Source organism: Citrobacter sp. wls829, from assembly GCF_005280825.1.
Lineage (GTDB): Bacteria > Pseudomonadota > Gammaproteobacteria > Enterobacterales > Enterobacteriaceae > Citrobacter > Citrobacter gillenii.
Map to the genome: position 1 here is coordinate 1 of NZ_SZWP01000075.1, position 12,252 is coordinate 12,252.

Sequence of the window (12,252 nt, forward strand, 5' to 3'; positions counted from 1 at the left end):
CACTAAATCAGTAAGTTGGCAGCATCACCCTTATTTTGCGCCATCGATAAGTTATGGGAGCGTTAATAGCACAAACCAATAACTACAGGGATTTCATATAATGATGGCAACGAAAATTCAGCGCGCTAAAAAATCAATCCTGGCACTTAGCATATTGTCCGCGTCGGGCATGATGGCTTCGCAGGCTCAGGCCGATCAACTGGCCGATATCAAAGCTGCAGGCGTGGTGAAAGTCGCAACGTTCGACGCTAACCCACCGTTTGGCTCTGTTGATGCGAAAACACATAAAATTGTCGGCTACGACGTGGACTTTGCCGAAGCGCTGGCAAAATCACTCGGTGTAAAACTGGAACTGGTGGCAACCAATCCGGCCAACCGCATTCCGCTGTTGCAATCCGGTAAGGCCGATTTAATCGTTGCGGATATTACGATTACGCCGGAGCGGGCGCAGGTCATCGACTTTTCGGTCCCCTATTTTGTCACCGGACAGCAGTTCCTGGTGCCCGCAAAATCCCCGGACAAGCTTGATGATTACAGCAAGGCACGCATCGGCGCGGTGAAAGGCACTACCGGTGAACAGGCGCTACATCAGCGCTTCCCACAGTCACGCGTGCTGGCCTACGACGATATTCCGCTGGCGCTGACCGCACTGCGCAATGGCAATGTTCAGGCCATCACCCAGGACAGTACTATTCTGGCGGGCCTGTTAGGTGGCGCACCGGATAAAGCAGATTTCAAAATTTTACCTGACCTACTGAGTAAAGAAGAGATCGGCGTAGGGGTGAAAAAAGGCGAAACGGCGCTGTTAAACGCGGTAAACGACGAACTGCTGAAACTTGAGTCGACCGGTCAGGCGGCCAAAATCTACGATGTCTGGTTTGGGCCTGAAACCAAAAATCCCCAGCCCCGCGCCTTTAAAATAGAAGCGAAGTAATATGCTCTCAGGTCTGTTTCCTCGCTCCGCAGCGCCAGCTGCGGATTTTACGCAGTTGCGTCAGGCGCGGGTCGAGCTGCGCAATGTGCATAAACAGTATGACGCGCAGGTGGTGTTAAATGACGTTAACCTGACCGTGGAGCCCGGTTAAGTGGTCACCATTCTGGGCCCTTCCGGCTCAGGGAAATCTACGCTTATTCGCCTGATCAATCAGCTTGAATCACTTAGCGGGGGCGATATTTTCATTGATGACCACCCGATCGGCCAGCTGCGCGGCGCGACCTTACGTCAGTTACGCAGTCGCATTGGTTTTGTGTTCCAGCAGTTCAATCTTTACGCACATCTGACGGCGCAGCAGAACATCTCGCTGGCGCTGGAATATGTTCACGGCTGGAATAAAACGGAGGCGAAACGACGCGCACTTGAGCTGCTGGAACAGGTCGGACTGGCTGACAAAGCCGAGGCCTACGCAGCACAGCTTTCCGGCGGTCAGCAACAGCGCGTTGCCATCGCCCGCGCCCTGGCCTCCTCCCCACAAATCATCCTGTTTGATGAACCCACTTCCGCGCTGGATCCCGAAATGATCGGCGAAGTGCTGCTGGTGATGAAAAACCTCGCCCATAGTGGCATCACGATGATTATCGTCACTCACGAAATGCATTTCGCCCGCGAGATTGCCGATCGGGTGGTTTTCATTGATGGCGGCGACATTCTCGAAGTGGCGCCCCCCGAGGCGTTCTTTACCCGCCCACAGCACCCAAGGACCCGACGCTTCCTGAAAAAAGTTCTCGACCCGTTACATCAGGAGTCATCGTTATAATGCACGCAATGGACTGGCAGGGAGTGCTGAGCGGGCAACCTCTGCAATGGATAATGTCAGGTTTTCTGACCACGCTATGGGTGACACTGGCGGGGATCGTACTCGCCACATTGCTGGCCATCTTACTGCTCGGCCTGCGCCTTTCGAGTAATCGCATCGCCGGTGGCATGGTCAGCGTGTGGGTTTCAGTTTTTCGCAACACGCCGTTACTGGTACAACTGATGTTCTGGTATTTCGCCGCATGGAATCTGCTTCCCCGGGGGGTAATTACCTTCATCAATGCTGAGCACCCGTGGTCCATTCTGCCGGGAGAGGTCTGGTGGTTAACGCCGGAGTTTCTCTGTTCGGCCTGGGGGCTGGGGATTTTTACGTCAGCTTTTTTGGTGGAGGAAATCGCCTCCGGTTTACAGGCGGTGTCCAGCGGGCAGCGGGAAGCCGCCGTGGCGCAGGGTTTTTCTTCCTGGGCGGCCTTTCGGCATATTCTGTTGCCTCAGGGCCTGGCGAACGCCTGGCAGCCAATCGTCGGGCAGTATCTCAATTTAATGAAGCTCTCATCGCTTGCCAGCGGTATTGGTTTCGCTGAACTGACCTACCAGGTTCGGCAAATCGAGAGTTATAACGCCCACGCACTGGAAGCGTTTGCCGTCGGCACCGGGCTGTATCTGCTCACTGGGCTTGTGCTGGGAATGCTACTCACGCGACTTGGCCCTCGGCCCGTACCGGCAAAGCGATCTGCGGTAAAAACCCACATCTTGAGCATCCGGAGTCCACAGCATGATCGCTAATATTTCGGTGATTACCGACAATCTGGACTATCTCCTGTGGGGACGCGCGGCACAGGGACAGCCGGGGGGAGTTCTGCTCACGTTACTGATGGCAATTGGCGCTGCGGTGCTGGCGCTGCCCGCCGGGATTCTCCTCGCCTGCTGCGCGTGGCGGTTCCCGGGCCTGGTGCGCAAGGGACTGTTTGTCTGGGCGGAGTTTATTCGCGGCATTCCGCTCATTTTTGTCATTTTCTGGATGTGGTACCTGCTGCCCATGCTGACAGGCAGCGATCTGCCAGGGGCGGCGACCGTCACGCTGGCGCTAGCCTGGTTTACCGCCGCCTCGGTGATGCACTCCGTGTATGCGGGCTTAAACGCGCTGCCTGGCGGTCAGTATGAGGCGTCAGTGGCTCAAGGATTTCGCCCGTTTCAGACGTTGTGGCTGATTTTACTGCCACAGGTGCTGCGTAATATTCTGCCATCGCTGACGGGGATTTTTATTGGGTTACTAAAAGATACGTCGCTGGCGTTTATCGTCAACGTCCCTGAACTGACGACGGTTGCCGGTCAGGTGAACAGCCGCGTGCAGATTTACCCGGCTGCGATTTTTGTCTTTACCGGACTGGTTTACTACCTGCTGTGTTTTGGGCTGGAGAAAGTCGCCCGGCATCGGTTCGCGCTAAAATAATGCCACGGCTCAACAGGCCACGAACTGGTGGTCGTCGTTGAGCCGGTATTTCACACCGGCACGGATATTATTCTCACCCTCGATGGCAACGGCAAACCGCATTCTCTCCCCGTCGTGATAGGCAAGCGCGGCACATCCACCGGGGCCGAGAATGATTGAATCGACCTCGCCGGTACTGGCAACGACCGCATTTTCACCGCTGGCAATAATGTGCACATTGTCAGCACAGTTAGCAATCTTTGACTCAGGGCCAAAGCTGGCGATCTGCGTGAGATCGCCGCTGCTGGCAATACGGCTGCGCTCGCCCAACGAACTGATACGCACACGCATGCCGGTACTGGCGATGCGCGTGCCGTTTCCCACGCTGCTGACGCGCGTGGAATTTCCCGCAACCGCAATTCTGCTGCGATTGCCGGAGCTGCCGACATGCGTATTGTACCCCACGCTGCCAATGCGGGCGCTGTACCCCGCGCTGGCAATCTGTGCGGCGTACCCGGCGCTGGCGATTTTGACGTTATCACCTGCACTGCCAAGGCTGTCGCTGTCCGTTGCACTCGCCAGCTGTCTGCCATTGTCGTCTGCCGTTTGCGGGCTGGCTAAACGCGCCATCGCGAAAATATCCTGCTGCACAAAACGTGCTTCATCCAACCATTTAGACCAGCCATATTCCACGAGGCTGTCCGCCCAGTCGCCGAAACCCTCTCGCTCAAGCGCACGGTGAACATCCGCATAGCTGCCACCGTCCGGAAACGAACGCAGAAACCAGCGGTACAACACGGGCCCGACGCGCCAGGCCCGTAAGTCACTAGAGGTTATCATCATTGCTTAATGCCGATGATAGCCATCCACCATGCACCTGAAGGTTTCGCCCGGTGTGCGTCCCGTGGTGCAGAGATAAAGATGTCCAAAAATGAAAAACAGACTCACTATCGCCAGCGCAAAGTGCGCCTGCAGCAACCAGTAACGCACACCCGGGAACAGATCGCCCACCGCTTGCGGATACAGCGACAGCAAACCAGAAATCAGCAACAGCGGTAACAGTCCGTACATTACGCCGACATAGGCCGCCTGCTGTAACGGGTTGAACTTAGACCGCGTGGATGCCGGGAACGGGTGTGCCTCACCCTGCATAATGCCAAACAGATAAAACCGCGTCTGTCGTTGCGCCCGCCCAATCCAGCCCTGGCGTTTAATCATATAGTGATGCCCGTTGCCACCGATCAGGTTGATCAGCACAAAGCCAATCCAGCACGCCAGCAGCAAGAAGCCACAGATTTCGTGCACAGCATGCAGGCTTTTCATTACCGGGGCGCTGACGGCAGAAAAGTGGTTGAGCAGGCCACTGCCCAGCAGCAGTAAAAACAGCAGCGCATTCGACCAGTGCCACAGGCGGACCGCCTTAGAGTACAGATAAACTTTCTCACCGTGCCCGGCTGACGCTTTATTGGCAGAGCGAAAGCGCAACATGGCGTGTAGCGCCAGCACCAGCCACATCCCCACCAGCATTAACCCGGCAGCCACCAGCCAGACGGGCCAGTAGTCGGGCTTAAACAAGGGGACGTACTGCGCAAGTTGCGCATGAAACTGTTCGGCATTCTGCGACGCGTTCATACATTATCCTTTTTAATCAAATGTTGACCGAACCGACGATACAGATGGGGTTTCCCGGCGCCTGCCAGCTGATACTCGTAAAACTTGTTTTCGCGCAGCCAGGCCTGAACCTGCGGACTATCTTCGCGCCCAAATATCAGCGCATGTTCCGGGCACGCATTCACGCAGATAGGCGGGAAGCCTTTTGCCAGACGTGACTCGGCGCAGAAGTCACATTTGTCGGCCACTTTGGTTTGCGGATTAAGATAGCGAACCTGATAAGGACAGGCCCCTATGCAGTAGCTACAGCCAATGCAACGCGCGGCGTCAACCCGCACAATCCCATTCTCATCGCGCCAGGAAGCACCGGTCGGACACACCTCAATACAGGGCGCATCGTCACAATGCTGGCAGGACTGGCGGAAATAGTGATACAGGGTTTCGTTGTCGTTATCCGACACCGGAATATGGGCAATCGACAAACGGCTACCCTGGGCTGGAACATGGTTGGTTTTTCTGCACGCTCGGGCACAAATATTACAGCCGTTGCACAATGACTCATCATGAATCATGACATAACGAACCGCTTGCGTATTTTTGGTACTTGCTAACAAGGTTTGGCCTGGGCCGGTGAAAAAAATCACCGTCCCCATGCCAATGACAAATTTTCGTCGGGTGAAGGACATCGGGTTATCCTCTAATGCTGTGACAGTGATCGTCCACACGTTCCATGACATTTACCTGATCAATTCAGGGGTTCTGGTACTGCTCAACCTCAAGCCATTCACACAGGCCGTACGCCTTGCCGTAGCGCATAAAGCGCTCGCTAAACAGATAAGGTTCCGCATTCGACGCTTCCACAACGCGTATATCTGCGTAATCCGGGTGCGTTTCCATGGCGGTCAGCGCCGCGGCTATCTGTTGAGGTGCAAAGTGATACGGCGACTGTCCGAGCATGGCTACCTTATACGGGCGAGGATACGTTCGGCAGTCAAAGCGCACCGCCTCGGCGATCGCCCGGCAGATATCGTTTTCCACCACCTGCACGCACATGTCGGCATAGTTAGCCGTCATGGTCTGCGTCGAGTAGAAATACACATCTTCCGCACCCTGCACGCAGGTAATATCCGCACTTCCCGCCTGCTCATGCATGGCGTCCAGCAGCAGCGTAAGGTCTGTTTCAGGCATTGAATAAGGTGGCTGCAAAAACACACCGCGCGCCACCAACTGGCCCGACGTAGAGTGCTGGCGGATAAAATCCGCCATTATTGACTCCGCCGTCACCGGCTCTTCGACCTGCGGCGTGTTGCTGTGCTCTACGGCCGGGTGTAACGCCTGTAGCCACTGTCGTTTTTGGCTATCCACCTCATCAGGAAGCGCTATACACGCTTCCTCATCGGCGACCAGAACGTCGCTCACGTTAGTCATCTCGCGTTCCTTACGCCGGCAGCAGATTCTGCGCAGCCAGATCGGCTGCCACATCCTCAAGACCGAGGCGATTCAGGGTTTCACGCGTTGGGCAGCCGAGTTCCGGGTCCCAGCCCATTTCCTGATAGAACATCGTCAATGACTGGCGCATATCTTCCCGATCCATTTTGTCGGTCCCTTCGGTAAACACCGGGATCTTAGGATCTTTGTCGAAGACCCAGGAGCAGATAAGATCGTGCTCATTGCGCATGTCTTTGGTTTGCATCAGTTTCACTGTATAGGCACGGTGCAACGTAAAAATACGCTCGGCGGCGAGATCCAGGCTTGCCTGCGTTGTTTCATCACCGGTTACCGCCTGGAAGAATTTCGCTTCCAGATCCAGATCCCCACGATAGTTTCGACTCTTCAGCGGCGACACCGTCATCGGCCAGACCCAGTTGCACAGCGTGACGGCGTTATGCAGACAGACCTTCAGCAGCGTCCATTTGGCATATTTAATTTTGGCGGCGTTGATTGGGGTGTAGTTTTTGGTTTCGTCGTAGGCATCCTGTGAGCCAAACAACTCACCCGCCACTTCACGCTGTAATTTCAACGGCAAACCAGAGCCGATAAAGTTGATGTGGGTGTGCGCCATGCAGTCACGGTTAAACATGCAGTTGGTGATCGCCCCCACCTGTGCCGAGGCCTCGTTAGCATGGTGAACAGGAAAACCAAACGGCGACCACAGTTTGTTTTTGGCATAGCCCCAGTACTCGTCGCCTAAATTCCAGCGTTCGGCAATGGCATATGACCCATCTGCAAGGTGGCTGAGTTCACCGACGCGATGCGCCAGGCGGTAGTAGAAATCTTTAATAAAATTAGGATCGCCCGCTTCCAGCTGATCCCAACGGATCTCGGCATACTCTTCGGCCGGCAGCACGCGTTTAAAAACGCCTTTGGCGTAGCAGTAGGTGAAATCACGGTGCAATTGCCCGTAGTTACACCAGATACCGTAGTCGTCGAACAGGTTCAGGCCAACCAGATTCCCCACCACGCGGCCATCATCTTTCTCGTCAAAATCTTTCGGGCCGTGCGGGAAAATCGTGGTGTGCACGAAGTTCGCCACGCAGGTGTTACCACCGGTACTCGGTACACCAAAATCTTTAACACGCGGGACGTTGAGCTGGGTCATACAGCGAATCGGGCATGAGTGACAGCCGCTCATTTTGACCGTGTATTTTTCTGCGGCCGGTCCGAGATCGAACACCGACTTGTAGGTACGAAAGCCGACGGTATTTTGGTTGCCTGGCGGGATTTCCCCCGTTTCAATCGGGCCGCCTTCCGCCGCGCCCCAGAACAGCCCTTTACGCGCCGTCCAGCGTGAGTTTGGCGATGAATATTCAGCCCACGCCTGTGGCGTGCTCGGCACCACATGGTTGTTGTTAGCGCCGATAAGCTCGGTCATCATGTAATCGTTCAGCCGCTTCATCTCTTTGCGATCGGCGATGTTGACCCCTTTTGTGCCTTCAACCGCAATGGCCTTCAGGTTCTTCGAGCCCATCACCGCACCGGTGCCAGCACCGCCGCTGTGGTTGCGGCTGTTGATCATACAGGACAGAGGTACCAGATTTTCTCCCGCCTGACCGATGGCGGTGACGCAGGTTTCCGGGCTGGTGATGCGACAAATTTCTTCGGTCGTAGCGCGTGTACCCTTGCCCCACAGGAAGTCGGCTTTTTCGATGCTGACCTTGTCGTCTTTGATATTGATCCAGACAGGCGATGCCGCCTTACCTTCAATCACAATCGCGTCATAGCCGGCAAATTTCATTTGTGCCGCAAAGAAGCCGCCCATATGGGCATCAACGACTAAATTACCTTTGGTAAAGGTTGATAATGAGGTGATATTGACGCGTGAACTGCAGGGTGCGCCCGAGCCAGTGAGGGGACCGGTGGCGAAAACCAGTTTATTCCCTTCATCAAAAGGTTTTGTGCCTGGCGGGACTTCGTCGTACATAATTTTATAACCAAAGCCCATCCCACCGACAAATTTTTTAAATTTACTGGAATCTTCCACGGTGATATTACCCGTCGTGAGATTGACCCGTAAAATATTACCTGTCCAACCATTAGCCATCATTTTTTCCTTTGCTAGAAGGTTTAATAGATATACCCGTCATTTTGCTGGCCGCATTTCTGTACATAGCGGCAATTTTTTTGGCAATTAATGGCGCGTATCAGGCAAGCCTGCTTTCCATCAAACGGTAATCTCTTTCCATTCGATAATTTTTAATGCTCCAGTCGGACAAGCATTGGCGCATTCCCCACACAACACACATTTCGAGGATTTTTTAGTTTCGGTATTCACGGTCGCCATCATCCAGGGACAGGCCGTGGTACACGCGCTACAGCCAATACAGCGCTTGTGATCCACCGCAATACAACCGTCTTCCTGTTTCCAGGTAATTGCGCCTATCGGGCAGACAGCCATACATTGCGGATCTTTGCACTGGCGGCAGGTATCGGCGGTGTAGTTTAAATCGCCGTACAGTCCGCCACCGGAACCGACACCGTTGTCACCAAAGAAAAAGTTGCGATGGATTTTGATACGGGAAAAGAAGGTGCCAACGGCGCCATCGTTATAATTCGTACAGGAAATTTCGCAGCGGTGGCATCCTGTGCAGCGTGCGCGTTGCGTCACCAGCACTCCTTTCGGCGTGTTAATCAACCCGACAGTGCCGCTATCGACATCTTCCTGCTTACAGCCAAAAAGTGATAACAGTGCGGGGGCAATGGTTAACCCTGCCAGACCTTTTCCTGATATCCGTAGAAATTCAAGTCGCGTTAAACCACAATCTAAAAATGGACGATCAACCTGGTTCATTTATTTCGCATCCTCTTCGCAAACGCTGTAGCAGCAACACATCCAGTGCTCATGTTTATACGCGCCGGGCAGGCCAAATCGGGCCACTGATGTTGCCGACAACACGTGATATTTTTGCCCTAACCTGATCGCATCAATGACGGTGGTTAAACGGAGTGAATCTTTACCCTCAAGACAGGAATAACCCTTTAGGGTTAGGCGGATAAATAATGTGGTTATTCATAGCCTGTAACCTTGATCGTTATCAAGTAAAAACGGGAAGGAGAATAATTAATGCGGAGTGATATTTATTATCATTAAGGCAGGTTGAAATAGTATTTCATCTGCATTACAAATATTTGTGATTACACCTCCAAATATAAGCGTTTGTTTTAATCGATATATAATATAATACATAACGACAAATACATTTTCTGCACTTTTTATTTTCAAAGATGAATTATATATATTGATAGAATACCGTGGCAGAATTACAGGGCGGTAGCCTTTCTCCACCGCCCTTTTCAGGATTAACCGGCTAACGCTTTAATCACCGTCTCCATGGCCTGTTTTTCTAACTCACTGCGTTGCACACGCTGATTGGCGAGGGTGGTTCTCAGTACACCGGCAATGACGATATGCTTAGGTTCTTGTCCCAGATCGCGCATTTCCAGTACTACTTTACCAACAACTCTGCACATCTCGCGGTACAGTTCGTCATCTTTGGTCTGATTACCCATATTTGCCTGCTCGTCATTAGCTCAAACCAACAGCATATATCAGTCTGGCTTATTAGACAAAAAATCAATGAAAATCAAATAACTGTCATGAATCTACAGAACCTGCTGGAGTCGGTTAACCAGCTCAGCCAGGCTCCCTGCCTGCATTTTTTCCATCACTCTTGCCCGGTGAACCTCTACGGTACGGACCGCAATATTCATTGCATCTGCGATTTCCCGGTTCATCAATCCTTGTGCCACCAGACCGGCCAGTTGGCGTTCCTTTGGGGTAAGCTGTTGGTAGCAAGCGACAATCTCATGGCGCGTGCATGCCGTAATGGAAACCTGCAGAGCATGTTCCAACGCGACCTGAAGTGGTCCGGCAGAAACCGGCTTTTGCAGAAAATCGACCGCTCCACGTTTCATTTGCGCGACCGCCATCGGTACATCGCCATGCCCGGTAAGAAAGACCACCGCCAGCGTGCTGCCGCGCCGTAGCATCTCGTCATGTACACCTTGTCCATCCAGTCCCGGCATACGCATATCCAGCAATACAACCCCGACCTGATGCAGATTGACCTCGGCCAGGAAGGTTTCTCCGTGCTGCCAGCACCGGACCTCGTATCCCAGACTTTCCAGTAAAAATGCGCAGGCCTGGGTGACGGCTACATCGTCATCCAGCAGATGAATGATCGCCACAATCGCCCCCTTTCTGTGTTGGCTTAAAATGTAATCTTACCGCGACACCCGCCCGACCATCTGGAGCCTGTTGATTGTTGATGCTAATCTCGCCGCCGGCATAGCGAACCAGGCGTTGGCATATGACCAATCCCAGCCCCATTCCTTCTTTGCGGGTAGTCATAAACGGTTGGAACGCTTGATAAAGCTGAGTTTCATCGATTCCCCCGGCGTTATCCTGTACCTGTATGCTGATACCGTCGTCCTCATGTTGAGCGGTAAACCACACCGTGCTGGCCCCTGCCTGAGCGGCGTTAAGCACCAGATTTGCCAGTACTTGTTCCAGCAGAACGCTGGGCAGCGTCAGCGTTAAGTTTGCGCTGACCGTCGTTTGCAGCGTGACGTCAGGGAATTGCTGTGTCATACGCAATAATTGCCACACGTGGTGGACAGCATCACGGATGTTGATCGCCTGCCAGTCATCCGTCATTACTGGATTGCCCTGGGCCTGGCTGGCCCACAGACGCAGATTGCGCAACGTATCGGCCCCCCGCTGTGCCTGAGCATCTATCTGTTCAAGCGCAGGTAACAGCGGATGCTGTTGATCCTGACCGCGCAGGCGAATCAGGCAGCCTTGCGCATAGTGACGGATAGCCGAGAGCGGCTGGTTAAGTTCATGGGCAAACCCGGACGTCATCTCGCCGAGGACGCTCATCTGACGCGCGGTTTCCAGTGCCTGCTCCTGCTTGCGCAACAGCACATTGTTACGCTCCAGCAGCCTGCCGCGACGACGGACCAACAGCATCACCCAGATGTAGTTGAGTGTGAGCAACAGCAGAACCACCGCTGCTGCCCCCATTACCAGTTGATGCTGGATAAACCAGCTTTTGATATCCAGCCACAGTTGACGCTGCTGCGGGTGCTGACGAACGTCACGTAGTAACGTTTCGACCTCGCGGGTCGAGGCGGGAGCTCCCCAGCGAAAAGGCGCATCTTGTGGTGCATTAAACAGAACCCGGGTGACGCGATCGGCAAGTTCATCACTCACTGCGGGCAGTGCGGCGAAGGACCAGTCAGGATAAAGCGGCGTGCTGCTCAGGCAGGGAATCGACGTCGGATGGTTGAGCACCACCTTAAAATCGGCTTTATGGATCAGCCCTTCTTCATCCATTTTTTCCAGCAGACACACCGGCACAATCACGGCCTGAACGGCTTTCTCACGCAATAAATACACTAACGCATCGGCAGGAAAACCCGTGAACCTCAGTCGCAAATCGCGCTCCGGGCGCAATCCCGCATCGATAAGCGCTTTATAACCCAGCAAATAGCCGCCAAATGCCTGGGCATCGATCGCCCCAACCGTTTTGCCGATCAGATCGTGTGCCGACGCGATCTCTCCGTCACGCCTGACCAGGATCGCACTACCAATCACATTGCTGGTCGCTTTTCCGCCGCGGGTGGAGCGTAAGGATGCCAGCCAGCGTAGCGCTGCGCGGTTGTTTAACTGCACAAACTGCGCCGGATTGGTCACCACAAACTGCACGGTTCCCCGGTTCACGGCATCTTGCATCTGATGCAGGTCCAACGGTTGAATATGAAACCGTTCACCGGCGATTTGCTGATTCAGCAGGTTTTCCAGCGGCTGCCAGTGATTACGTGTGGTGACCTCCCCACGCATGGCTAAGACGCCAATGTTCCATGTCTGCGCCCAGGCCGCTCCGCTCAGCATCCACAACGCTGCCAGCACCGTCAGGCAATGTACTACTTTACATCTCACGCCATTATCCCTGTC

At 54.0% G+C, this 12,252-nt stretch carries 12 protein-coding genes and 1 pseudogene; 4 read left to right on the top strand and 9 right to left on the bottom strand.

The window, feature by feature from the left end:
- Positions 1-100: 100 nt before the first annotated feature.
- The 4 genes and pseudogenes from FDW88_RS16580 (at position 101) to FDW88_RS16595 (ending at position 3,206) form a co-directional block, all read left to right on the top strand.
- On the top strand, positions 101-934 hold the full coding sequence (locus tag FDW88_RS16580) for an ABC transporter substrate-binding protein (RefSeq protein ID WP_115258614.1): 834 nt from the start codon (positions 101-103) through the stop codon (positions 932-934).
- A 1-nt stretch (position 935) separates the two neighbouring features.
- Positions 936-1,754 (top strand): annotated as a pseudogene (locus tag FDW88_RS16585) (amino acid ABC transporter ATP-binding protein).
- Complete coding sequence (locus tag FDW88_RS16590) at positions 1,754-2,539, top strand: amino acid ABC transporter permease (protein WP_137362976.1); 786 nt, start codon at positions 1,754-1,756, stop codon at positions 2,537-2,539. Before FDW88_RS16585 ends, FDW88_RS16590 begins: the two are co-directional and overlap by 1 nt.
- Positions 2,529-3,206, top strand: a complete 678-nt coding sequence (locus FDW88_RS16595; RefSeq protein WP_137362977.1) for an amino acid ABC transporter permease — start codon at positions 2,529-2,531, stop codon at positions 3,204-3,206. Before FDW88_RS16590 ends, FDW88_RS16595 begins: the two co-directional genes overlap by 11 nt.
- 9 nt (positions 3,207-3,215) lie before the next feature.
- On the opposite strand, the gene ydhT is transcribed toward FDW88_RS16595, so the two are convergent.
- From ydhT to ttrS, 9 genes are all read right to left on the bottom strand, one after another.
- Complete coding sequence (gene ydhT / locus FDW88_RS16600; RefSeq protein ID WP_117343031.1) at positions 3,216-4,028, bottom strand: protein YdhT; 813 nt, start codon at positions 4,026-4,028, stop codon at positions 3,216-3,218.
- A 3-nt stretch (positions 4,029-4,031) separates the two neighbouring features.
- On the bottom strand, positions 4,032-4,817 hold the full coding sequence (gene phsC / locus FDW88_RS16605; RefSeq protein ID WP_117343030.1) for a thiosulfate reductase cytochrome B subunit: 786 nt from the start codon (positions 4,815-4,817) through the stop codon (positions 4,032-4,034).
- Entirely contained in the window at positions 4,814-5,482 is a 669-nt protein-coding gene (locus tag FDW88_RS16610) for a 4Fe-4S dicluster domain-containing protein (protein WP_096757199.1), read from the bottom strand. The genes phsC and FDW88_RS16610 overlap by 4 nt, the downstream gene beginning before the upstream one ends.
- Positions 5,483-5,546: 64 nt before the next feature.
- Entirely contained in the window at positions 5,547-6,224 is a 678-nt protein-coding gene (locus FDW88_RS16615; RefSeq protein ID WP_115258619.1) for a YdhW family putative oxidoreductase system protein, read from the bottom strand.
- Positions 6,225-6,234: 10 nt separating this feature from the next.
- Positions 6,235-8,337 (bottom strand): aldehyde ferredoxin oxidoreductase, encoded by a 2,103-nt coding sequence (locus tag FDW88_RS16620; RefSeq protein WP_137363036.1) that lies wholly within the window; start codon positions 8,335-8,337, stop codon positions 6,235-6,237.
- A gap of 120 nt (positions 8,338-8,457) precedes the next feature.
- Complete coding sequence (locus FDW88_RS16625) at positions 8,458-9,084, bottom strand: ferredoxin-like protein (RefSeq protein WP_096757202.1); 627 nt, start codon at positions 9,082-9,084, stop codon at positions 8,458-8,460.
- Between the two features lie 509 nt (positions 9,085-9,593).
- Positions 9,594-9,803 carry a fumarate hydratase FumD gene (fumD, locus tag FDW88_RS16630; RefSeq protein WP_096757203.1) on the bottom strand — a complete coding sequence of 70 codons (210 nt, stop codon included), beginning with the start codon at positions 9,801-9,803 and terminating at the stop codon, positions 9,594-9,596.
- 93 nt (positions 9,804-9,896) lie between these two features.
- Positions 9,897-10,481, bottom strand: a complete 585-nt coding sequence (ttrR, locus tag FDW88_RS16635) for a tetrathionate respiration response regulator TtrR (RefSeq protein WP_137362978.1) — start codon at positions 10,479-10,481, stop codon at positions 9,897-9,899.
- Entirely contained in the window at positions 10,456-12,237 is a 1,782-nt protein-coding gene (gene ttrS / locus FDW88_RS16640) for a tetrathionate respiration histidine kinase TtrS (protein WP_137362979.1), read from the bottom strand. The genes ttrR and ttrS overlap by 26 nt, the downstream gene beginning before the upstream one ends.
- Positions 12,238-12,252 lie beyond the last annotated feature (15 nt).

Coding starts and splice junctions, on each gene's coding strand:
- FDW88_RS16625 (WP_096757202.1), bottom strand. CDS start 9,084: ATGAACCAGGTTGATCGTCCATTTTTAGATTGTGGTTTAACGCGACTT.
- FDW88_RS16615 (WP_115258619.1), bottom strand. CDS start 6,224: ATGACTAACGTGAGCGACGTTCTGGTCGCCGATGAGGAAGCGTGTATA.
- FDW88_RS16610 (WP_096757199.1), bottom strand. CDS start 5,482: ATGTCCTTCACCCGACGAAAATTTGTCATTGGCATGGGGACGGTGATT.
- FDW88_RS16595 (WP_137362977.1), top strand. CDS start 2,529: ATGATCGCTAATATTTCGGTGATTACCGACAATCTGGACTATCTCCTG.
- ydhT (WP_117343031.1), bottom strand. CDS start 4,028: ATGATGATAACCTCTAGTGACTTACGGGCCTGGCGCGTCGGGCCCGTG.
- FDW88_RS16620 (WP_137363036.1), bottom strand. CDS start 8,337: ATGGCTAATGGTTGGACAGGTAATATTTTACGGGTCAATCTCACGACG.
- phsC (WP_117343030.1), bottom strand. CDS start 4,817: ATGAACGCGTCGCAGAATGCCGAACAGTTTCATGCGCAACTTGCGCAG.
- FDW88_RS16590 (WP_137362976.1), top strand. CDS start 1,754: ATGCACGCAATGGACTGGCAGGGAGTGCTGAGCGGGCAACCTCTGCAA.
- fumD (WP_096757203.1), bottom strand. CDS start 9,803: ATGGGTAATCAGACCAAAGATGACGAACTGTACCGCGAGATGTGCAGA.
- FDW88_RS16580 (WP_115258614.1), top strand. CDS start 101: ATGATGGCAACGAAAATTCAGCGCGCTAAAAAATCAATCCTGGCACTT.